At 30.8% G+C, this 21,721-nt stretch carries 21 protein-coding genes and 1 other annotated feature; of the genes, 19 read left to right on the top strand and 2 right to left on the bottom strand.

Features of this window, described 5'->3' with window-relative positions:
- Positions 1-274 precede the first annotated feature (274 nt).
- The 8 genes from N4A48_RS07560 (at position 275) to trxB (ending at position 9,486) form a co-directional block, all read left to right on the top strand.
- Positions 275-1,600 (top strand): glycine/sarcosine/betaine reductase component B subunit, encoded by a 1,326-nt coding sequence (locus N4A48_RS07560; protein WP_293665263.1) that lies wholly within the window; start codon positions 275-277, stop codon positions 1,598-1,600.
- 14 nt (positions 1,601-1,614) lie between these two features.
- Entirely contained in the window at positions 1,615-2,925 is a 1,311-nt protein-coding gene (gene grdH / locus N4A48_RS07555; protein WP_293665262.1) for a betaine reductase selenoprotein B, read from the top strand.
- A gap of 85 nt (positions 2,926-3,010) precedes the next feature.
- On the top strand, positions 3,011-3,328 hold the full coding sequence (gene trxA / locus N4A48_RS07550) for a thioredoxin TrxA (RefSeq protein WP_293665261.1): 318 nt from the start codon (positions 3,011-3,013) through the stop codon (positions 3,326-3,328).
- Between the two features lie 78 nt (positions 3,329-3,406).
- Entirely contained in the window at positions 3,407-3,883 is a 477-nt protein-coding gene (gene grdA / locus N4A48_RS07545) for a glycine/sarcosine/betaine reductase complex selenoprotein A (RefSeq protein WP_293665260.1), read from the top strand.
- A 306-nt stretch (positions 3,884-4,189) separates the two neighbouring features.
- The gene (gene grdC / locus N4A48_RS07540) at positions 4,190-5,728 is read left to right on the top strand and encodes a glycine/sarcosine/betaine reductase complex component C subunit beta (RefSeq protein WP_293665259.1); all 1,539 of its coding nucleotides are present in this window, start codon (positions 4,190-4,192) and stop codon (positions 5,726-5,728) included.
- Between the two features lie 11 nt (positions 5,729-5,739).
- Positions 5,740-6,903 (top strand): glycine/sarcosine/betaine reductase complex component C subunit alpha, encoded by a 1,164-nt coding sequence (gene grdD / locus N4A48_RS07535; RefSeq protein WP_293665258.1) that lies wholly within the window; start codon positions 5,740-5,742, stop codon positions 6,901-6,903.
- Between the two features lie 70 nt (positions 6,904-6,973).
- Entirely contained in the window at positions 6,974-8,503 is a 1,530-nt protein-coding gene (locus tag N4A48_RS07530; protein WP_293665257.1) for a glycine betaine uptake BCCT transporter, read from the top strand.
- Between the two features lie 38 nt (positions 8,504-8,541).
- Positions 8,542-9,486, top strand: a complete 945-nt coding sequence (gene trxB / locus N4A48_RS07525; RefSeq protein ID WP_293665256.1) for a thioredoxin-disulfide reductase — start codon at positions 8,542-8,544, stop codon at positions 9,484-9,486.
- A 23-nt stretch (positions 9,487-9,509) separates the two neighbouring features.
- Here the strand turns inward: trxB and N4A48_RS07520 are convergent, their stop codons facing one another.
- Positions 9,510-10,946 (bottom strand): nicotinate phosphoribosyltransferase, encoded by a 1,437-nt coding sequence (locus tag N4A48_RS07520; protein ID WP_293665255.1) that lies wholly within the window; start codon positions 10,944-10,946, stop codon positions 9,510-9,512.
- 124 nt (positions 10,947-11,070) lie between these two features.
- Between N4A48_RS07520 and N4A48_RS07515 the strand changes: the two genes are divergently transcribed.
- Positions 11,071-11,241, top strand: coding sequence for a hypothetical protein (locus tag N4A48_RS07515; protein WP_293665254.1), 171 nt, complete (start codon positions 11,071-11,073; stop codon positions 11,239-11,241).
- Positions 11,242-11,263: 22 nt separating this feature from the next.
- On the opposite strand, the gene N4A48_RS07510 is transcribed toward N4A48_RS07515, so the two are convergent.
- On the bottom strand, positions 11,264-11,977 hold the full coding sequence (locus N4A48_RS07510; RefSeq protein WP_293665253.1) for a zinc dependent phospholipase C family protein: 714 nt from the start codon (positions 11,975-11,977) through the stop codon (positions 11,264-11,266).
- A 236-nt stretch (positions 11,978-12,213) separates the two neighbouring features.
- On the opposite strand from N4A48_RS07510, the gene N4A48_RS07505 reads away from it, so the two are divergent.
- From N4A48_RS07505 to N4A48_RS07460, 10 genes are all read left to right on the top strand, one after another.
- The gene (locus N4A48_RS07505; RefSeq protein ID WP_293665252.1) at positions 12,214-12,852 is read left to right on the top strand and encodes an MtnX-like HAD-IB family phosphatase; all 639 of its coding nucleotides are present in this window, start codon (positions 12,214-12,216) and stop codon (positions 12,850-12,852) included.
- 499 nt (positions 12,853-13,351) lie between these two features.
- Positions 13,352-14,821: a tetratricopeptide repeat protein gene (locus tag N4A48_RS07500; RefSeq protein WP_293665251.1), complete on the top strand. Its 1,470-nt coding sequence runs from the start codon at positions 13,352-13,354 to the stop codon at positions 14,819-14,821.
- Positions 14,822-14,927: 106 nt separating this feature from the next.
- A complete protein-coding gene (locus N4A48_RS07495) occupies positions 14,928-15,500 on the top strand; it encodes a nucleoside recognition domain-containing protein (protein ID WP_293665250.1) in 573 nt (190 codons plus the stop codon).
- A gap of 1 nt (position 15,501) precedes the next feature.
- Entirely contained in the window at positions 15,502-16,026 is a 525-nt protein-coding gene (locus N4A48_RS07490; RefSeq protein ID WP_293665249.1) for a spore maturation protein, read from the top strand.
- Between the two features lie 150 nt (positions 16,027-16,176).
- Complete coding sequence (locus tag N4A48_RS07485) at positions 16,177-16,356, top strand: hypothetical protein (RefSeq protein ID WP_293665248.1); 180 nt, start codon at positions 16,177-16,179, stop codon at positions 16,354-16,356.
- Positions 16,357-16,386: 30 nt separating this feature from the next.
- Positions 16,387-16,593: a hypothetical protein gene (locus N4A48_RS07480; RefSeq protein WP_293665247.1), complete on the top strand. Its 207-nt coding sequence runs from the start codon at positions 16,387-16,389 to the stop codon at positions 16,591-16,593.
- Between the two features lie 120 nt (positions 16,594-16,713).
- Positions 16,714-16,902, top strand: coding sequence for a hypothetical protein (locus N4A48_RS07475; RefSeq protein ID WP_293665246.1), 189 nt, complete (start codon positions 16,714-16,716; stop codon positions 16,900-16,902).
- Positions 16,903-17,361: 459 nt separating this feature from the next.
- Positions 17,362-18,582: an HD-GYP domain-containing protein gene (locus N4A48_RS07470; RefSeq protein WP_293665245.1), complete on the top strand. Its 1,221-nt coding sequence runs from the start codon at positions 17,362-17,364 to the stop codon at positions 18,580-18,582.
- A 59-nt stretch (positions 18,583-18,641) separates the two neighbouring features.
- Positions 18,642-18,869, top strand: a binding site (T-box leader).
- Between the two features lie 38 nt (positions 18,870-18,907).
- Complete coding sequence (gene metG, locus N4A48_RS07465; protein ID WP_293665244.1) at positions 18,908-20,851, top strand: methionine--tRNA ligase; 1,944 nt, start codon at positions 18,908-18,910, stop codon at positions 20,849-20,851.
- A gap of 9 nt (positions 20,852-20,860) precedes the next feature.
- Positions 20,861-21,628 carry a TatD family hydrolase gene (locus tag N4A48_RS07460; RefSeq protein ID WP_293665243.1) on the top strand — a complete coding sequence of 256 codons (768 nt, stop codon included), beginning with the start codon at positions 20,861-20,863 and terminating at the stop codon, positions 21,626-21,628.
- The last annotated feature ends 93 nt before the right edge of the window (positions 21,629-21,721 follow it).

Below are 21,721 nucleotides of genomic sequence, written 5' to 3'. Positions count from 1 at the left end.
AAATAATACTTTGTTAAAAAAATATAAAAAAAAACTATAAATAGTATTGTAATATAATCGTGATTATGATACTATTAACTCGAGTTAATTAATTAACAGAAATTGAGTTTAATAAACTCATAACAATTGGGTATTATAAAAAATGAAGTGAAAAAATCAAAAAAAATTACATTTAAATTTTTGAAAATTAATAAACTTCACCTAAGTTTCAATTATTCGAATATTCTAGGAAAAAAACTTTAAATTTAAGTTAAAATGAAAGGAGTGTCAAATAGTGAAATTAGAAATAGGTAATTTTCATGTTAAAGATATAGTATTTGGAGACAAGACATTCTACAAAGATGGTATCTTAACAATTAATAAAGAAGAAGCTTTAGCATTCGTAAAAGAAGATGAGCATATAACAGAGGCAGACTTAAAAATTGTTAAGCCAGGAGATAAAGTTCGTTTAGTACCTGTTAAAGAAGCAATAGAGCCAAGAGTTAAATTAAATGGAGATCCTTTATTCCCAGGAGTTACAGGTGATCTTGTAAAAGCTGGAAATGGAAAAACACATGCATTAAAAGGATGTAGTGTACTAGTTGTTGGACAACACTGGGGAGGATTCCAAGACGGATTAATAGATATGAGTGGAGAGGGAGCAAAATACACTTACTTCTCTGAACTTAAAAATATAGTATTAGTTGCTGATACAGATGAAGAATTCGAAAAGAGAGAGCAACAAAAGAAAAATAAAGCTTTAAGATGGGCTGGTATGAGACTTGCTGAATATATAGGAAATGCAGTTAAAGAACTAGAGCCAGAAGAAGTAGAAACATATGAATTAGAGCCAGTAACTAAGAGATCAAAAGAAGTTAATGATTTACCAAGTGTTGTGTTCGTAATTCAATGTCAATCACAAATGGAAGAAATGGGATACAATGATATGGTATACGGATGGGATATGAACCACTACTTACCAACATTTATGAATCCTAATGAAATATTAGATGGAGCTATAATATCAGGAAGCTTCATGCCTTGTTCTTCTAAGTGGTCTACATATGACTTCCAAAACTTCTCTGCTATAAAGAGATTATATAAAGAGCATGGAAAAACAGTAAACTTCTTAGGAGTTATAACTTCTAACTTAAATGTTGCACTTGAGCAAAAAGAGCGTTCTGCAATATTCGTATCACAAATGGCAAAATCTTTAGGAGCAGATGCTGCTATAGTTGCTGAAGAAGGATACGGAAATCCAGATACAGACTTTATAGCTTGTATAGTTGCACTTGAGAATGAAGGAATCAAGACTGTTGGTCTTACAAATGAGTGTACTGGTAGAGATGGAAACTCTCAACCGTTAGTTACATTAGATGAGAAAGCTGATGCTATCGTATCTTGTGGTAACGTATCATCGTTAATAAAGCTTCCACCTATGGAAACTGTAATTGGAGAACTTGAAGCTTTAGCAAGAGACGGATTATCTGGCGGATGGGCAGATGATGAAGTATTAGGATCTTCTGTTAAGGAAGATGGATCTATAATAATGGAAAATAATGCAATGTTCTGTGGTGATCGAGTTACAGGATGGTCTCCAAAGACAATGAAAGAATATTAGGGAGGTGCACTAAGATGAAAAAAGCAATACTTTACGTAAACCAATTCTTCGGACAAGTTGGTGGAGAAGATAAGGCTGATTTTGTTCCTGAGATTAGAGAGGGCTTAGTAGGACCTGCTATGGAACTTAACAAGCAGTTAGATGCAGAGGTTACTCATACAATTATATGTGGAGATAACTTCATGGGTTCTAATCAAGACGAAGCAGTAGAAATGATTTTAGGATTCTTAGAAGATAAAGAATTTGATATATTTGTTTCAGGACCTGCATTCCAAGCTGGTAGATACGGAAATGCTTGTGGGGTTATAGCTAAAATAGTAAAAGAGAAATTCAATGTTCCAGTTATATCTTCTATGCATATAGAAAATCCTGGAGTTGAAATGTTTAAGAAAGATGTAGTGATTTTCCCAGGTGGAAAAAGTGCTGCAGCTATGAGAAAAGATATAAAGAAAATAGCAAAATACGGAAATAAGATATTAAATGGAGAAAAATTAGGAACAGCTGAAGAAGAAGGATACTTCGTAAGAGGAATCAGACATCAAACTTGGTTAGAAGATGCTAAGCCAGCTTCTGAGCGTGTTGTTGAAATGCTTCTTAAAAAGATAAGCGGAGAAGAGTTCGTAACTGAGCTTCCTATTCCTAAATTAGATAGAGTTGAAATTGCAGCTCCTGTAAAAGATTTATCTAAAACTACTATAGCTTATGCAACTACTGGTGGTATAGTACCAGTTGACAATCCAGATAGAATACAATCTGCTTCAGCAACAAGATGGGGTAGATACAGTATAGAAGGAATGGATAGATTAGAAGGCGGAGTATTCAAAACAATACATGCAGGATTTGACCCAGCTGCTGCTGATGCAGATCCAAATGTTATAGTTCCAATAGATTCATTAAGAGAGTATGAGAAGCAAGGAGTAATAGGAAAGCTTCATGAATACTTCTATACAACAGTTGGAACAGGAACTACTCAAGCAGAGGCTGCTAGAATGGGTCAAGAAATGGTTGAATACTTCCAAAAAGAAGGCGTAGACGCAGTTATCTTATCTTCTACGTGAGGTACTTGTACTCGTTGCGGTGCAACGATGGTTAAAGAAATTGAAAGAGCTGGAATCCCTGTAGTTCAAATGGCTAACTTAATACCAGTTGCTAAGACGGTAGGAGCTAACAAAATGGTTCCAACTATATCAATACCATATCCACTAGGAGATCCATCTACTACTAAAGAAGAGCAGTGGAAATTAAGACATCACAGAGTTGGAGTAGCACTTGAAGCTTTAACTGATGATGCTAAGGATCAAACAGTTTACAAGGTTAAAATATAAGTTTTAGTTTAATAATATAGCGGGCTAGTAATTTGAGTTAAATTGCTAGTTTGCTAGAATTATATAAATAAAAGGAGTGATTTGGGTGTTAGCTTTAGATAAAAAAACATTTGAAGAGGAAGTTTTAAACAGTACAGGATGCATGTTAGTAGATTTTTGGAGCGAAAGCTGCGAGCCTTGTAAAGCTCTTATGCCAGCAGTTGTTGAATTATCAGAAAAGTATGGTGAGCAAATGAAGTTTGCTAAGCTTGATACTTCAAAGGCTAGAAGAGTTGCTATAAAGCAAAAAGTTTTAGGACTTCCAACTATAGCTATCTATAAAGATGGAGAAAAAGTTGAAGAGTTAACTAAGGATGACGCAACATCTGAAAATATAGAAGCAATGATTAAGAAATACGTATAATTAGCTTATAAATTTAAATTAATAAAAATTTAAATTATTATAAATAAAAAAAATATAAAAAAGAGAGGAAGTATAGTCATGGGATTTTATGATGGTAAAAAAGTTATCATAATTGGTGACAGAGATGGAATACCAGGCCCTGCTATGGAAGAGTGCTTAAAAGGTACTGGAGCAGAGGTTGTATTTTCATCTACTGAGTGTTTTGTCTGAACTGCTGCAGGAGCGATGGATCTAGAGAATCAACAAAGAGTTAAGGATTTAACTGAGAAGCATGGAGCTGAAAACATTGTTGTTCTTTTAGGTGCCGCTGAAGCTGAAGCTGCTGGTCTAGCAGCTGAGACAGTAACTGCAGGAGATCCAACTTTTGCAGGACCACTTGCTGGAGTTGAACTTGGACTTAGAGTATATCACGCTGTAGAAGATAAGTTCAAAGGTGAAGTGGAAGAATCTGTATATGAAGACCAAATAGGTATGATGGAAATGGTTCTTGAAGTAGACGAAATAGTAGAAGAAATGACAGACATAAGAGACGAGTTCTGTAAATTTAATGATTAATTAGGCATTAGAATTTAATAGCTTAAATTAAATATAAGGAGTGGTATTATAGTATATCACTCCTTTTTATAACGAAGAGGAAAACGTAATCCTTTTTTTTATACAAAAAACTCGTTAAATATATATCATTTAATGAGAAATAATGATATAATAGTTTAGAAGTACAAAATATTAAGAATATTAATTAATTAGGAATAATAATGCAAAGTCTTAATAAAATAGAAGTATTAGTACGAATATTTTGTATTTTTAAGGCAAAACACAAAGCAAAAGAGAAGGTTTTATAATAACACGGAGGTGAATGTAATGTCTTATGCTGTAGTAAAGGGAAGTGGGTACATACTTGTACATACCCCAGATATGATAATTCACAATGGATCAACTCAAATAACTGAAAGAATAGTTAATCCTGAATCGGAATATTTAAAAGAGTTACCAAATAATTTAAGAAGTTTTGAAGAAGTTGTAAAATATTTACCTAACCAAACTTATATAGGAAACATGACTCCAGAAGAATTAGGAAAAGTTGATATGCCTTGGTTTGATAAGGAAAGCGACAAAACTGATAGATTTGGTAAATTTGGAGAAATAATGCCTCAAGAAGAATTTATAGGTTTATTACAATGTGTAGATGTATTTGACTTAGTAATGCTTGAAGCAGATTTTGCTAAAATGGCGAAAGAAAAATTACAAAACCATCCTTTAATTAGTGATGAAATGGTTAGCAAGATAAAAGAAGGCGATGAATTATCTAATATAGAGAAATTTATAAATGAAAACCACGCTGAAACTTTATATCATGATGGAAAAATAGTTGGTTGTGTAAAAGCAGCTCATAACATAGATCCTAACTTAAATGCACATATAATATTCGAAAACTTAGTAGTTAAAGCATCAGGAGTACTTTCTATGCTTAACTTATTAGATAAAAACAGCATAAATCCAGAAGATATAGATTATGTTGTTGAGTGTTCAGAAGAAGCTTGTGGAGATGTTAACCAAAGAGGTGGAGGAAACTTCGCAAAATCTATAGCTGAAGCTTCAGGATGTGTTAATGCAACTGGTTCTGATACAAGAGGATTCTGTGCAGCACCAACTCATGCTTTAATAGAAGCAGCAGCTCTTGTTAAAGCTGGAGTATATGACAATGTAGTTATAGTTGCAGGTGGAGCTACTGCAAAGCTTGGAATGAATGGAAAAGACCATATTAAGAAAGAAATGCCTGTACTTGAAGATGTACTTGGAGGATTTGCAGTTCTTGTAAGTAAAAATGATGGAGTAAACCCAGTTTTAAGAACTGATTTAGTTGGAAGACATACAGTTGGAACAGGATCTTCTCCTCAAGCTGTAATAACTTCATTAATAACTATGCCTCTTGACAAAGGTAACTTAAAAATAACTGATATAGATAAGTATTCAGTAGAGATGCAAAACCCAGATATAACTAAGCCAGCAGGAGCAGGAGATGTTCCTACATCTAACTACAAGATGATAGGTGCACTAGGCGTTAAGAGAAAAGATATAGAAAAGAAAGAACTTATGAACTTTGTTACAAATCACGGAATGCCAGGTTGGGCTCCAACTCAAGGACATATACCATCTGGAGTACCATATGTAGGTTTTGCAAGAGAAGCTATGTTAAATGACGAAGTTAACAGAGCTATGATAGTTGGAAAAGGAAGTTTATTCCTTGGACGTATGACTAACCTATTTGATGGAGTATCTATAGTTATGGAAAAGAATGATGGTAAAGTAGATCAAGATCAAGGAGTTTCTAACGAAAGCGTTAAATTAATGATAGCTGAGGCCATGAGAGATTTTGCATCACATTTATCAGCTGAATAGAGGTGATATTAATGAGTGATAACAACTTAAAGAATATGATAGGAAAAGCATTTAGTGATATTGCAGATGCTATAGAAAGTGGACAATTCGGTGAAAAGAAAAGAGTTGGAATAACTCTTCTTGGAAGCGAACATGGTGTTGATAATATCTTAAAAGGAGCAGAACTTGCTCAGAGTAGAGATAATTCAATAGAAGTTGTATTAATAGGACCTAAAGTTGACACAAATCTGAGAGTAGTAGAAGCAAATACAGAAGATGAGCAACATAAGGTTATGGAGCAACTTTTAGATTCTAAAGAAATAGATTCTTGTGTAACTATGCATTATAATTTCCCAATCGGAGTATCTACTGTAGGTAGAGTTGTGACTCCTGGAATAGGAAAAGAAATGATTATAGCTACTACTACTGGAACTTCATCAGCTCATAGAGTTGAGGGAATGGTAAAGAATGCTTTATATGGAATAATAACTGCTAAATCTCTAGGAATAGAAGATCCAACAGTAGGAATATTAAATCTTGATGGAGCTAGACAAGTAGAAAAAGCTTTAAAAGAATTAAATGAGAATGGATACAGAGTTAACTTTACTGAATCATTAAGAGCTGACGGTGGAGCTGTTATGAGAGGAAACGATTTATTAACAGGAACACCAGATGTAATGGTTACAGATACATTAACAGGTAACCTTCTTATGAAGATATTCTCATCATTTAGCACTGGTGGAAGCTATGAAGCTATGGGATTTGGATATGGTCCTGGTGTTGGAGAAGGATATGATAGAACTATATTAATACTTTCAAGAGCATCTGGAGTACCTGTTGTAGCAAATGCTATATCTTATGCAGGACAAGTTGCAAAAGGAGACATTAAGAAAGTATCTAAAGATGAGTTTAATGCAGCAAAGAGTGCTAAACTTTCTGATATATTATCTTCTTTAACTAAAGAAAAGAAAAAAGATGATGATGAAGAAGAAGTTGTAGCACCAGAGAAAGAAATAGTAACAGGATCAGTTTCTGGTATTGATATACTAGATCTTGAAGATGCTGTTAAAGCTTTATGGAAAAATGGTGTATATGCAGAAAGTGGTATGGGATGTACTGGACCTATAGTTATGATAAATGAAGCTAAGGTTGATACTGCTTTTGAAATACTTAAAAAAGAGGGCTATGTAAGTTAAGAATTAATCCCTGAACTAATAACTAGGAGATATGTATACATATCTCCTAGAATTTAAAGGAGGAATTTATTTGACTAATAAAACTAATAAAAATAATTCAGTATTTTATGTATCAGTTGCAATAGTTGCAACTATAGTTGGATGGGCACTTTTAGCCAACGATAGCTTTGGAAAAGCAGCTAATGGACTTTACGTATTTTTAAGAGATACTTTTGGTTGGATGTATCTTTTAGCTATGTTTGCATTTGTTTTAGTATCAGTAATGCTAGCTTGTAGTAGATACGGAAATGTAAAACTTGGACCAGATGATTCAACGCCAGATTATACTTATGTTTCTTGGTTTGCTATGTTATTTAGTGCAGGAATGGGTATTGGACTAGTATTCTGGGGTGTTGCAGAACCTCTTAATTACTTTGTAGCCCCTCCTTTTGGACTTGCAGAACCTGGAACTGCAGCTGCTGCTGAACTTGCTATTAAGAAATCATTCTTTCACTGGGGATTTCACCCGTGGGCAGGATATAGTGTATTAGCACTAGCTCTTGCATATTTCCAATTTAGAAAAAATGCACCAGGTCTTATAAGTAGTATATTTGTACCTTTATTTGGAGAAGAAAGAGTAAATGGACCTTTAGGTAAATTTATAGATATACTTGCAATATTTGCAACTGTTGCAGGAGTTGCAACATCTCTAGGACTTGGAACACTTCAAATAAACAGTGGACTTAATTATCTATTCGGAATTCCAATGAATAATTTATCTAAAATAGTGATTATAGTTATAGTTACTGTATTATTTATGTTATCAGCAGTTACAGGACTTGATAAAGGAATTAAGTTCTTATCAAATCTTAACCTAGGAATAGCATTCACATTAATGATGCTTACATTATTATTAGGACCAACTGTAAGAATGATAAATGCATTTACAGGTGGAATCGGACAATATTTAGGAGATTTTGTAAACGATAGTTTATATATAAGTGCATTTGCAGATAATTCATGGCTTGGTGGATGGACATTATTCTACTGGGCTTGGTGGATAGCTTGGGCACCATTTGTTGCAACATTTATAGCGCGTATATCAAGAGGAAGAACTATAAGAGAGTTCGTTGTAGGAGTTTTACTTGTACCATCTCTTGGAAGTTTCCTATGGTTTGCAGTATTTGGAACAGCAGGACTTGATTTAGGACTTGATGTTGCTAAAGAAGCTATACAAGTTACAGAAACTGCGTTATTCGTAGTTATGAGTCATTATCCACTTGGAAACGTTATATCTTTAGTTGCAGTACTTCTTCTTTGTACATTCTTTGTTACATCAGCAGATTCTGCTACATTCGTTTTAGGTATGATGTCATCTAATGGAGATTTAAACCCATCAACTAAAAGAAAGATAACTTGGGGAGTTATACAATCTGCTATGGCTTTTGCTCTTTTACTTGGAGGAGGGCTATCTCAACTTCAAATAGCATCAATAGCAGCTGCATTCCCATTTGCTATAATAATGTTATTGAGTTGTGTATCTTTATTCAAGGTTCTTAAACAAGAAGATCTTGATGCAGTTAATGAAAGTTATAAAAGACAAAAAAAGATAATAAAATAAAGATTTAAATCTTTAATATTTAAAGGGAGATGAAACTTATGTCTATGGTATATGATTTAGTAGTAATAGGAGCTGGACCTGGAGGTTTATCAGCAGGATTATACGGAGCTAGAGCTAAGATGAACACTCTTATAATAGAAAAGGATAGAACTGGTGGACAAATAGCTACTACAGATGAAGTTGCTAACTACCCAGGATCTATACAAAATGCTACTGGACCAAGCTTAATAGCTAGAATGGTAGAGCAATGTGACGAATTCGGAGCTAAAAGAGTAAAGGATACTATTGAAGATGTAGAATTCGACGGAAAGATAAAAGTTTTAAAAGGAAAAAATGAAGAGTATAGAGCAAAAGCTGTAGTTATAGCAACTGGAGCTACTCCAAGAAAACTTAACGTACCTGGAGAAAAAGAGTTAACAGGAAAAGGAGTTACTTACTGTGCTACTTGTGATGGAGCATTCTTTACTGACTTAGAAGTATTCGTAGTTGGTGGAGGAGATTCAGCTTGTGAGGAAGCTATGTTCTTAACTAAGTTTGCAAGAAAAGTAACTATATTATCAAGAGATCCTGAGCTTACTGCTGCAAAATCTATCCAAGCTAAGGTGTTAAGCCATGATAAGATAGAAGTTAAGTGGAATGTAGAAATCACTGAGCTAAAAGGTGATGGAATATTAGAATCTATGACTCTTAAGAATAGAGAAACTGGAGAGCTTACTGAGTTTGAAGCTGATGAAGAAGATGGAACTTTCGGAGTATTCATATTCGTAGGATTTGCTCCTCAAACTAAATTATTCGAAGGAAAAATAGAAATGGATCGTGGATATATACCAACTAGTGCAAACATGGAAACTAATGTTGAAGGTGTATATGCAGCTGGAGATTGTAGAGTTAAAGTATTAAGACAAGTTGTTACTGCTTGTGGAGATGGTGCAACTGCTACAGTAATGGCAGAGAAATATATCGAAAATAACTTCGAAGAATAATATAAAAAAGATAGCTTGTAAAATTACAAGCTATCTTTTTTCTTTTCTTTTATCATTTTATTTTTAAGATTCCAAAGCTCTAATGATAAATCTACTTTATATATTTCTGGAGATTCTATTCTTCTATATTGATTCCACAGTGTATCTAGTTCTTGTTTTGCAAACCCTCTTATCTCCATAACACTCTTTGGCTCATGAACACATTTTCCATTCAAGAATAGAGGCTTTAATAATTCTTTTATAGTGTAATTTTTAAATGTTTTCTTTTTCCAAGTATGAATAGGATGAAATATTGTAAGAGGCGTATTAGTATCTATATTTTCTTCATCTAACAGGATAATATCTGCCTCTGCTTTTTTTGATTTATTGTATATCCTAACAACTTTTTTATAGCCTGGGTTATTTATTTTCTCTGGATCTTCAGATATTTTAATCTTAGGAACAATTCCTTTACCATCATCAGAAGCACAAAGCTTATAAACACCTCCAAGAGAAGGACAATCACTAGATGTTATAAGTTTTGTTCCAACTCCCCAACTATTTATTTTAGCTCCTGAATTTTTAAGATGGGTTATTTTATATTCATCTAAATCATTTGAAGCAACTATAGATAGATTTTCAAATCCAGCCTCATCAAGCATTTTTTTAGCTCGTTTTGATAAATACTCAAGATCTCCTGAGTCAAGTCTTATACCCACAGGTTCATGACCTTCCTCTTTAAGCTCCTTAAATACTTTAATGGCATTAGGTACACCACTGTTCAAAACATTATAAGTATCTACTAATAGAAGAGCTTTTTTAGGATATACACTAGAGTATGCTCTAAAGCTTTCAATTTCAGAATCAAATTTTTGAACCCAGCTATGAGCATGAGTACCTACTATAGGTACATCAAACATTTGACCAGCAAGTACATTTGCAGTACCAGCACAACCTCCTATAACAGCAGCACGAGAACCATAAAGTCCTGCGTCAGGTCCTTGAGCACGTCTTAGCCCAAATTCAAGTACGGAATCTCCTTTAGCTGCAAAGCAAACACGAGAGGCTTTTGTAGCTATTAATGATTGAAAGTTAATTATGTTAAGAAGAGTAGTTTCTATAAGCTGAGATTGGTATAAAGGAGCTTTTATTCTTATTATAGGCTCATTAGGAAACATTACAGAGCCTTCTTCAACTGAGTATATATCTCCTGTGAATTTAAAATTTCTAAGCAATTCTAAGAAATCATTTGAAAATAAATTTAGTTCTTTTAGATATTCTAAGTCGTTTTCTTCAAACTTCAAGTTATTTATGTAATCAACTAGTTGTTGTATTCCACAAACTATAGTATAACCTCCATCGCAAGGATTTTTTCTAAAAAACATATCGAAAACAACTATATCTTCGTGGATATTTTTGTTAAAGTAGCCATTCATCATAGTTAATTGATATAGATCAGTAAGTAAAGTTAAATTTCTCATAATTTATCATCCTTTTCATGTATAGTTACATTTTAGATTTTATCAGTATTTTCAGAAATCCACAATAATATTAGTATATATTAAAAAATTAACGAAAAAATAATCTTATCTAGGAGGTGATACTATGGATAAAGAAGGTAAAAGATTAAAAAATAGTAAAGAAATAATAAATAAATACAAGGGACTAGAGGCTGACAAAGATATCTATTATAAAGAAGATATAGGATATAGAAAGAATAATGTACAAAAGGGAAACTTTTATAAGCAGGGACATGGCCTACTAGCAGATGAATAAACTTTTAATAAACCCCGATTAGTTAATCAGGGTTTATTTTTTGAACAACATTAATGTAAAAAAATATCATACACCCAGCTGTAGTTCTTTGAGCTAAAGGAAGAGAATTTTTAGATATTTTATAAAATTTCTCTTGTGTATTTTTAATTTTTTTAAATTTTATGTTCATTTTTAAAGAAAATCTAGCATTGAATCTAATGAATTTATCTATAGAACTCAACATTATAGGCTTTTTATTGCATATAAATTCTTTTATAGAATCGTGGTGTTTTTTTACGAATGTTTCAAATTGCTTATGGTTATCTAGAAGTTTTATATTAGCGTGCTGAGATATAGTCATATCTTGTATTATATGCATACATGCACCTAAATAGAACATAGACTTGTTTACATTAGCTATATTCCAAAAGTAGATAGATTTATTATAATAATTCTTTGCAAGATTTAAAGCATTATTGCCACCATAAAGGCCTTTCTTTTTATAAGGGTGATAAAAATGTCCATTACTTTTAAAATCTTGATCAGCCCAAACAACTCCTTCATTTATACTTCTTATATGCTTTGAAAAAAATTTATATTCCTTCATATAGTGGTTTACTCTTAATATGCTTAATGCTTGCATGTTTATAAATATATGAACCTTGCAGTGAGTGTTTATTATGATTTTTTTAAAAGGATTCATAATTTTAAAAGAAGTATGTAGTACCTTTCCATAATATTTTTCTAATAAATTCAATATTATCTCTCCTTACTCTTATAATCTAGATTAATTTAGAACTCTTAGCTTTCGGATAAATTTAAATATAAATTAAGTTTTGTTTTATTTTATCCGATATATAAGTGTAATATTCTGTAATAATATAGAACTTTAAAAATATGGGATTATATGTTAAAGTTTTAAGGGGCATTAATTATCTAAGCTTTAATTTATGAGATTGAATAAGAACAGGGGAATTGAGGAGGGTATATTAAGTGGAATATATAATTATATGCGATTTTGATGGAACAATAACAATAGAAGATACAGTTAATTCTATGGTTGATAAGTTTGCAAGTGATAAGTGGAGAAATCTTGATGAAATGTGGATGAGTGGAAAGTATGATGCTCGTGAAATAAGTCAAAAGATATTAGATATGATGAATACAAATGAAATAGAGCTTAAAGAATTTGTAAGAGGAATTAATATAGACCCTAAGTTTAAAGAATTTATAGAATACATAAGAAAAGAGTGTATAGAATTTTATATATTAAGTGATGGATTTGATTTTAATATAGAAAATATACTAGAAAATAATAATATAGAAGGGCTTATGAGTTTCTCTAATGTATTACAATTTGAAGGATCAAAGCTTCTAGGGGTATATCCTAATACTAATGAAAATTGTAAAAAGTGTGGAAATTGTAAGACTAACTTGATTAGTGAAATAAATCTTGATAATAAAAAGGTGATATATATAGGTGATGGAAATTCTGATAAGTGTGCATCTAAGAATTCAGATTATATATTTGCTAAAAAGGGGCTTGCTGATTATTTGAGGGAAAATGGGGTTGAATTTACTGAATTCAGAGATTTTGGTGATGTATTAAGAGGCGTTAAGAGTATAATTTGATAGAGTGCTTAAGCAAAAAATAACGCATATTGAAATACCGCTATTTAGGCAACGTTTTGATATAACTATAGATTTTGTCTTATTAAATATCCTAAAACTTCATCAACTCCCTTTGGTCAGACAATGAAGTTTCTTAACGGATATTTAAACGCCAAAATCTAAGTTATATGGCAAAACGTTAACCAAAAATAGCTAATATTTAAATATGCGTTATTTTTAATGTGGTTCTGTAGCTCTTATACCCGTTGAAGAAAAATTAAAAAAAGTATATGAGTATAAAATTGTACCCTTTAGAGTAGATAATTAAAAAGTCTATTCTATTGGGTATTTTGATGTATACTAAGGGATTAGATTTAAAGTGGTATAAAATACTTCTTTCATTAATTAAACGTAAATAGTTTTTATTTCCATTTAATATGTGGTAAAATATTTCTAGTTTGAATTCAACTATAATTATTATAAATACAAACTACAGACAAAATGAGAGAGGAGTTAGAAGATGATAAAAAGAATTTTAAGTTTAATCATATTATGTATACTTTTAAGTAGTCCAATAGTTGTTTTAGCTGAAGGGAAAAGTATTTCTGTTGAAGAATTTAATAATATGAAAAAGCAGATAGAGGAATTGGAATCTGTTGAAGAATTAAATAGCATGAAACAGCAGATAGAAGAATTACAAAAAGAAAACTCTAATTTAAAAAATGAAATTGATAAGTTAAGTAAAAGTAAAATGGTAGAATTCTATAGAGATCAGAATGATCATATATTAAGTACTACTGATAATGCAATTAAGAATGTAACTAATATGATTTATGTTGTTACTATTGCAATAACTGTTTTGGGTGCTGTATGGCCTTATTTAAGCTATAAAAGAGAAAAAGAAAGATTTGAAAAAATAGAAAATACGCAAAATGAACTTAAAAATGAAATAAATATAAAAGTTAATAAGCTAGATGCTAAAATTGAAAGTGCTTTAAAACAAATAGACGATAAGACAGACACTAAAGTTGAAAAATCATTGAAAGAAATAGATAGTAGAATAAAAGTTAAAGTTGATGAATCTATAAAACAAATAGATAGTGAAATGCAAAACTTTAAATTAGAAAGTAATAAAATAAATAATAAAATAAATAATAGAGTAGATGAAGTTGTAAAACAGGTTGATGCAATAGCAAAACGAACAGAAGAGTTCGCTGATTCAGCAAAAGAATCAGCAAAAGAATCCCAAAAAAATACAAATATATCTTCGTATATAAATGAAGCATATAAATTATATAATGACAAAAACTATATGGGAGCCATTGATAAACTTAATGAAGTAATAGAATTAAACTCCAATTATGCTCAAGCATATGGTCTCTTAGGAAATTCGTATCAATGGTTAAAAGAATATGAAAAAGCTTTAGCTAATTATAATAAAGCAATAGAATTAGATTCGAATAATTCAGCCTTATATAATAACCGAGGAAATGTATATAAAGCATTAAAGGAGTATGATAAAGCTTTAGAAGATTACGATAAATCTTTAAAGTTATATCCAACCTATGCTCGAGGATATGCTAACCGTGGTATGGTATATTTTAAATTAAAAAAATATGATAAAGCTTTAGCAGATTATAATAAAGCAATAGAAATAGATTCGAATGATTCTGACATATATAATGGTAGAGGAGTTTTATATAGAAGGTTGAAAGACTATGATCTAGCATTTAAAGATACTAACAAAGCAATAGAATTAAATCCCATAGATTGTTATCCATATTCATCTCTTGCTGAAATATGTGCTGCAAAAGATGATCCTGAAGGGTTTTATGAGAATTTTGAAAAAGCTCTTGAGTACGGATTTAAAACTGATAAAATTGAGGAAGAAGAATATGAACTCTATAGAAAATATATGTATGAGGATAAATTTAAGGAACTTATAGATAAATATAGAGTAAAACTTACGCCATCAATACTTTCTAAATAACTATAAATTTTATAGATTAGTTATGTTATAAGAAAGTATATTTATGTACAAATTTTAAGAATAACTAAAGCAACCCCCTTCATAAAATTACTGAGGGGGTTTTTTAATGAACAAAATTTGGTTTTATATGATTTCTATTGGAATAATAAATAGCATATTTATGGGAAAGCTTCCTGAGCTTAATATGGTAATAATGAGTGAAGCTTCAAGGGGGATAGAATTTGTTATAAGTCTTATAAGTATAATGGCTCTTTGGATGGGAATTATGAATATAGCTAAAGAATCTGGTCTTGTAGATAGAATAGGAAAGTCCTTATATTGCGTTATGAACAAATTATTTCCATCTGTTCCTAAAAAGAGTAAAGCACTTTCTTATATGATAATGAATATGTCTCTTAATATACTGGGAGCTTCTAATGGAGCTACTGCATTTGGGTTAAAGGCAATGGAGGAACTTCAAGAGATAAATCCTAAGAAAAATACGGCGACAAACGATATGATAATGTTTTTAGTTATTAATATGTCATCAGTTCAGTTAGTTCCATTTACAGTTCTTAAAATAAGAATGGATGAGGGGGCATCTAATCCAAATGAAATAATAATTACAACTTTAATAGCGACTGCTGTATCTACAATAGTAGGTATTATATCCTGTAAAATGCTTCAAAGGAGGTATTAAAATGGATTTTTTTTCTAATATATTAATACCTCTTATAATACTTATAATAATAGGATATGGGAAATATAAGGGTATAGACATATACGATAGTTTTATAAGAGGGGCATTTGATGGAATTAAAACTACATATAAAATAGCACCGTACATATTAGGAATATTTTTGGCTATAGGAATATTTAAAGTTGGATATGGGATACAAATACTTGAGATGATATTTGAACCTGTACTCAAGATATTTTCTATACCTAAAGAATTATTATCATTAATAATAATAAAACCTTTATCCGGAAGTGGAACACTTGCTATATACAAAGATATGATACCAAGGGTTGGAATTGATACATTAAAAGAAAAAATGGGTGCTACAATAGTAGGCTCTTCTGAAACAATATTTTATACAATGGCTATATACTATGGAAATTTAAAAATAAAGAATATAAGACATACATTAGTATGTGCTCTTATAAGCCATATGGCAGGTGTTTTAGCATCTGTTTTTATATGTAATATTCTTTTTAATCTTTAGCTATCAAGTGAAACTTAACTCACTATATATGTCCATTTATTTACTTGAATTAAAAACTATATAACTCATAAAATAAATAAAGAAACTTAGGTAAAGTTATCTAAGCTTTTGAAGAAAATAAGCTGTTGTATTCAAAAGGAGGATACTATTGTGAGTAAAAGAAATAAGACAAAAAAAATGGGTACTACTAAAAGTGTAGAAATTACTAAAGGAGAGACTGCAAAGAGCATGGGACTTGAATATGCAAATGAATTTGTAGCAGAAAATATAAGTTCAAAATTTGCAGCAACACCTAGTAAATCATCTAAATCTAAAAAGAAAAATAAATAATAAAATATAGATTATAGAGGAGTGATTAGTATGCCTAGGAAGAAAAAGTATAACAAAACTGGTATAGAGAAGAGTGCAGAAATTAATGCAAGAGAAGCTACAAAGAGAATGGGATTAGAATACTCGAGTGAGCTTTTAACAGAAGCAGTAGGAACAGAATTTGTAGAAGGACCTAATGCTAGCGAAAAAATAAGTAAAAAAATAGTAAAACAAACACTAAAACAAAATACTAAATAAAATTCCAATTATTCACTAGAATTAAAAACTATATAATCCATAAAATAATTAGGACAATTTAAGTTAAACTTAAATGACATAAAAAACAAAATTATTGGATTGTAAAGGGAGGTAACTATAATGGCTAAGAAAAGAAATAAAGCAAACAAAAATCCTGAAATGAATGCAAGAGAGGCTTCAAAAAGAATGGGATTAGAACAGGGAGCAGAGTTAGGATTAGAAGAGATGGGTGCTAATTTTTCACAAGGGTCTAGATCAAATAAATCACCTAATGCTAATCAAAAAAGAAATAGAAAAAACAATAAATAGGAAAATAATACTCACATTTTTATGTGGGTATTATTTTTTTCCATGAATAACATCGCTCAAATTACTACAATTTTAAATTGTAAATCAAGTGAAACTTATCTTCAGATGGAGTCTTAGAACTCTTAGCTTTCGGATAAATGTATGAACACTAAATATATAGAAAATTTTGTAAAAAGAAAAAGGATATTTTCATATAGAAAAAGAAGATATTAAGGAAAAGTTTAAATATGCTAATAGGAATGATACAAAAACCTCTTTGCATAGAGTAATAGCTAGGTGGTATTATATATTAGTGAGAATCAAGTGAAACTTATCTTCAGGTGGAGTTTGTAACTCCATCTGAAGGTTAGTTGAACTTATGCAGAAGCTGTAGAGTTCTCATCTGCAACCTGAAGAGGATGGAGTCTTAGAACTCTTAGCTTTCGGATAAAAGTCTAGATAGGAGGGATTTTAAGAAATATGGAATTTAAGTTTAATGATTTTTTGATGAGTATATCTACTGCTTTGGATTTTATAGAAATGGATGTATTCTCAATAGAAATTAATCATTCAAAAAGAGTAGCGTATGTAGCACTAAAGTTAGCACAATATTTTAATTTAAATATACAAGAGCAGATAGACACAGTATCATTTAGCATACTTCACGATAATGGTCTTACTCAAACTATATTAGAGAATAAAGTAAGAAATAGTGATTTAAAAGAATTCTATTTTATGGAATCATTTAAGGAGCATTGTATTGCTGGAGAAAATAATGCTAGAAAATTCCCTTTTTTAACTAATCATAAAAATATAATAAAATATCATCATGAAAGATATGATGGTAAAGGTTTTTTTAAAGTAAAAGGCGAGGATATTCCTTTAATAGCTCAATTTATAGCTTTTGCAGATTATATAGATTTTGCATTTAAATATAAAAAAGTAGATGATGAAAAAAAAGAAAGAATGATAAAATACATAAAATCACAAAAAAACAAAATGTTTAATCCTAAAATAGTAGATGCATTTTTAGAAATATCGAGTAAAGATAATTTTTGGGAATCATTAAATGATAATAATATAAAAAAAGTTTTAAAAGAAGAAGTTCCTGTATATGAACAAGAAATAGATATAGAGGAAATTTTGAAGATAATGAATGTATTTTCAAAAATAATAGATAGCAAATCTCAGTTTACAGAAAAGCACAGTGATGGATTAGCTAATAAAATACATAAGATGTGTGATAATTATAATTATAAGCACGAAGAAAAAATAAAGCTAGTTATAGCTGGGAAATTACATGATATAGGAAAACTTGCAATACCTATAGAAATATTAGATAAGCCAAAAAAATTAGATGATGAAGAAATATTAATAATGAAAAAGCATTCATACTATACTAATCAGTGTCTTTCTAATATAGATGGATTTGAGGATATAGCAAGATGGGCATCAAACCATCATGAAAAATTAAATGGAACTGGTTACCCTAAAGGGCTTAAAGCAGATGAATTAGATTTTAATTCAAGGCTTGTAGCATGTCTTGATATATATCAAGCTCTTACAGAAGAGAGACCATACAAAAGACAATTTTCTCATGAAGAAGCTGTAAGTATATTAAAGAATATGGTTTTAAATAATGAAATAGATAATGACATTACAAATGATATAGATGAAGTTTTTAGATTTAATAATGTATAATTTACTTGACATTATGAGTATAATTATATAAAATTTTGGTTAAAATGAAATAAATATTTATATAAGCTATGAAGGAAAGAGTAGATAAAGAAATCTTCTAAAGAGAGCTATGCAAGGTGAAAGTTAGCATTGAGATCTTTATTGAATATGGCTCTGGAGCTTTTTATTCGAGATAGCATAAGCTTTTAAGATTAAAACGATTAGACCCGTTAAAAGTCTGCTAAGATACTCAAATAATTATTTTGAGTAAATTAGGGTGGTACCGTGAGAATATACTCGCCCCTACTATTGTAGGGGCGATTTTTTATAAAAAGGAGGAAATACAATGTCAAAGAAAACTTTTTATGTTACAACTCCAATATATTATCCAAGTGGAAGACTTCATATTGGACACACTTATACAACAGTAGCAGCAGATGCTATAGCTAGATTCAAGCGTTTTTGTGGCTACGATGTAAAGTTTTTAACTGGAACAGATGAGCATGGAGAAAAAATACAAAAAACAGCTAAGGCTAAAGGATTAAGTGAGATAGAGTACTTAGATAACATAGTAGGAGAGATAAAAGACCTTTGGAAGACTATGGATATATCTTATGATGATTTTATAAGAACTACTGAAGATAGACACAAAGATATAGTTCAAAAAATATTCACTAAATTACATGATAAGGGAGATATATACAAGGGTGCTTATGAAGGATGGTACTGTACACCTTGTGAGAGTTTTTGGACTCAAACCCAACTTCTTGAAGGAAATAAATGCCCAGATTGTAATAGAGAAGTTTATGTAGCAAAAGAAGAGGCTTATTTCTTTAAATTATCTAAATACCAAGATAGACTTATAAAGTACTTTGAAGAAAATCCAGATTTCTGCTTCCCAGAGTCTAGAAAGAATGAGATGTTGAATAACTTCTTAAAAGCTGGACTTGAAGATTTATGCGTTTCACGTACAACTTTTGACTGGGGAATTAAGGTACCTCTTGATGATAAGCATGTAGTTTATGTATGGCTTGACGCTCTTTGTAACTATATAACTGCCCTAGGATACTTAAGTGAAGATGAAACTGAGTACAATAAATATTGGCCATCAGATGTTCATATAGTAGGAAAAGAAATTGTTAGATTCCATACTATAATATGGCCTGCAATACTTATGGCATTAGATTTACCTCTTCCTAAGAAGGTATACGGTCATGGCTGGATTTTATTTGCAGACGATAAAATGTCAAAGTCAAAAGGAAATATAGTATATCCAGAACCTTTAATAGAAAAATACGGTATAGATGCTCTTAAATACTTCTTACTTAAAGAATTTACATTGGGTCAAGATGGAAGCTATACTAACAAAAACTTTTTAACAAGAATAAATTCAGACCTTGCAAATGACATAGGTAACTTAGTAAGTAGAACTGTTGCAATGGTTATAAAATATAGAGAAGGATTACTTCCAAGCCCTAAGACACTAGGAGATTACCATGAGCAACTAATAGATATGTCTGGTTCTGCCTTTAAAAAGGTAGAAGATGCTATGAATAGACTTCAATTTAGTGAGGCCTTAGAAGCAATATTCAAAGTTGTAAGAAGAAGTAATAAGTATATAGATGAGACTATGCCTTGGGCTCTTGCTAAAGATGAAGAAAAACAAGATGAATTAGACACTGTTTTATACAATCTTACAGAAGCTATAAGAATAGTATCTGTTTTAATAAGTCCATTTATGAATGAAACAGCTAATAAGATATACAAACAGCTTGGAATAAATAATCAAGCTGATATACTTACTTGGGAGAGTACTCATGAATTTGGAAAAATAAAAGAAGGAACAAAAGTTTCAAAAGGAGAAGTTTTATTCCCAAGAATAGATATAGAAAAAGATATAGAGGAGCTTGAAGAAATGTTTTCGGATAAACCAAAAGTAGAAGAAGTTAAATTAAAGCATAAAGAAGAAGTAACAATAGATGAATTTGATAAATTAGAGCTTAGAGTAGCTAAAATAATAGAAGCATCAAAGCATCCAAAAGCTGATAAACTTTTAGTATTTAAAGTTCAACTTGCAAATGAGCAAAGACAAATAGTATCTGGAATAGCAATGCATTTTGACCCTAAGGATTTAGTAGGAAAGCAAGTTATAGTAGTATGCAACTTAAAACCTGTTAAATTAAGAGGAGTTGAATCACAAGGAATGATACTATCAGCAGCAACAGATGATGATTCATTACTAGTACTTCCAACTATAGAGGGAATAGACTCTGGTTGTGAAGTAAGATAGAGGTGGAATATGTTATTTGATACACACTCACATATAACTGATAATAGATTTAATGAAGATAGAGAAGAAGTAATAAATAAAATAAAGGAATCAGGAGTAGAACTTCTTTTAAACCCTGGGGCTGATATTCCATCTTCTTTAAAAGCAGTAGAATTATCTAAAAAACACGATTTCATATATGCATCAGTTGGAGTCCATCCGCATGATGTTGAAGACATGGATAAAGGAAGCATAGAAGTTTTAAGAGAATTGGCAAAGAATAAAAAAGTAGTAGCAATAGGTGAGATTGGACTTGATTACTATTATGATAATTCTCCAAGAGATCTTCAAAAGAAATGGTTTGAGGAGCAAATTAAACTAGCAAACCAACTAAAGCTTCCTATAATAATTCATGATAGAGATGCACACCAAGACACATTAGATATAATAAAAAGAACAAAGAATGAAGAAATAGGATGTGTACTTCATTGCTATTCAGGAAATGTAGAACTTGCAAAAGAGTACATTAAAATGGGATGTATGATATCAATAGCAGGTCCTGCAACATTTAAAAACAACAAAAAAACAAAAGAAGTAATAAAAGAAATCCCTCTAGAGAATCTACTAATAGAAACAGACTCTCCATATCTTACACCCCATCCTCACAGAGGAAAGAGAAACGACTCATCATATGTAAGATATATAGCTGAAACAATAGCAATAGAAAAGGGGATATCATACGAAAAAGTATGTGAAGTAACAAAAGAAAACGGGAAGAGATTTTTTAATATAAAGTAAGAAAAAAGATGGTTATTTTTTAATAACCATCTTTTTTCTTTTCCCCAAAATATCAAGTAAAACTTATTCAGAAGCTGTAGAGTTCTCATCTCC

Source organism: Tepidibacter sp. (assembly GCF_025210165.1).
In the GTDB taxonomy this organism is placed as follows: Bacteria; Bacillota; Clostridia; order Peptostreptococcales; family Peptostreptococcaceae; genus Tepidibacter_A.
The sequence above is the reverse complement of the archived record's forward strand: the minus strand, read 5'-3'. Positions and strand labels throughout refer to the sequence as shown.

Coding starts and splice junctions, on each gene's coding strand:
- grdC (WP_293665259.1), top strand. CDS start 4,190: ATGTCTTATGCTGTAGTAAAGGGAAGTGGGTACATACTTGTACATACC.
- grdD (WP_293665258.1), top strand. CDS start 5,740: ATGAGTGATAACAACTTAAAGAATATGATAGGAAAAGCATTTAGTGAT.
- trxB (WP_293665256.1), top strand. CDS start 8,542: ATGTCTATGGTATATGATTTAGTAGTAATAGGAGCTGGACCTGGAGGT.
- N4A48_RS07520 (WP_293665255.1), bottom strand. CDS start 10,946: ATGAGAAATTTAACTTTACTTACTGATCTATATCAATTAACTATGATG.
- N4A48_RS07515 (WP_293665254.1), top strand. CDS start 11,071: ATGGATAAAGAAGGTAAAAGATTAAAAAATAGTAAAGAAATAATAAAT.
- N4A48_RS07500 (WP_293665251.1), top strand. CDS start 13,352: ATGATAAAAAGAATTTTAAGTTTAATCATATTATGTATACTTTTAAGT.
- N4A48_RS07495 (WP_293665250.1), top strand. CDS start 14,928: ATGAACAAAATTTGGTTTTATATGATTTCTATTGGAATAATAAATAGC.
- N4A48_RS07490 (WP_293665249.1), top strand. CDS start 15,502: ATGGATTTTTTTTCTAATATATTAATACCTCTTATAATACTTATAATA.
- N4A48_RS07480 (WP_293665247.1), top strand. CDS start 16,387: ATGCCTAGGAAGAAAAAGTATAACAAAACTGGTATAGAGAAGAGTGCA.
- N4A48_RS07475 (WP_293665246.1), top strand. CDS start 16,714: ATGGCTAAGAAAAGAAATAAAGCAAACAAAAATCCTGAAATGAATGCA.
- N4A48_RS07470 (WP_293665245.1), top strand. CDS start 17,362: ATGGAATTTAAGTTTAATGATTTTTTGATGAGTATATCTACTGCTTTG.
- metG (WP_293665244.1), top strand. CDS start 18,908: ATGTCAAAGAAAACTTTTTATGTTACAACTCCAATATATTATCCAAGT.
- N4A48_RS07460 (WP_293665243.1), top strand. CDS start 20,861: ATGTTATTTGATACACACTCACATATAACTGATAATAGATTTAATGAA.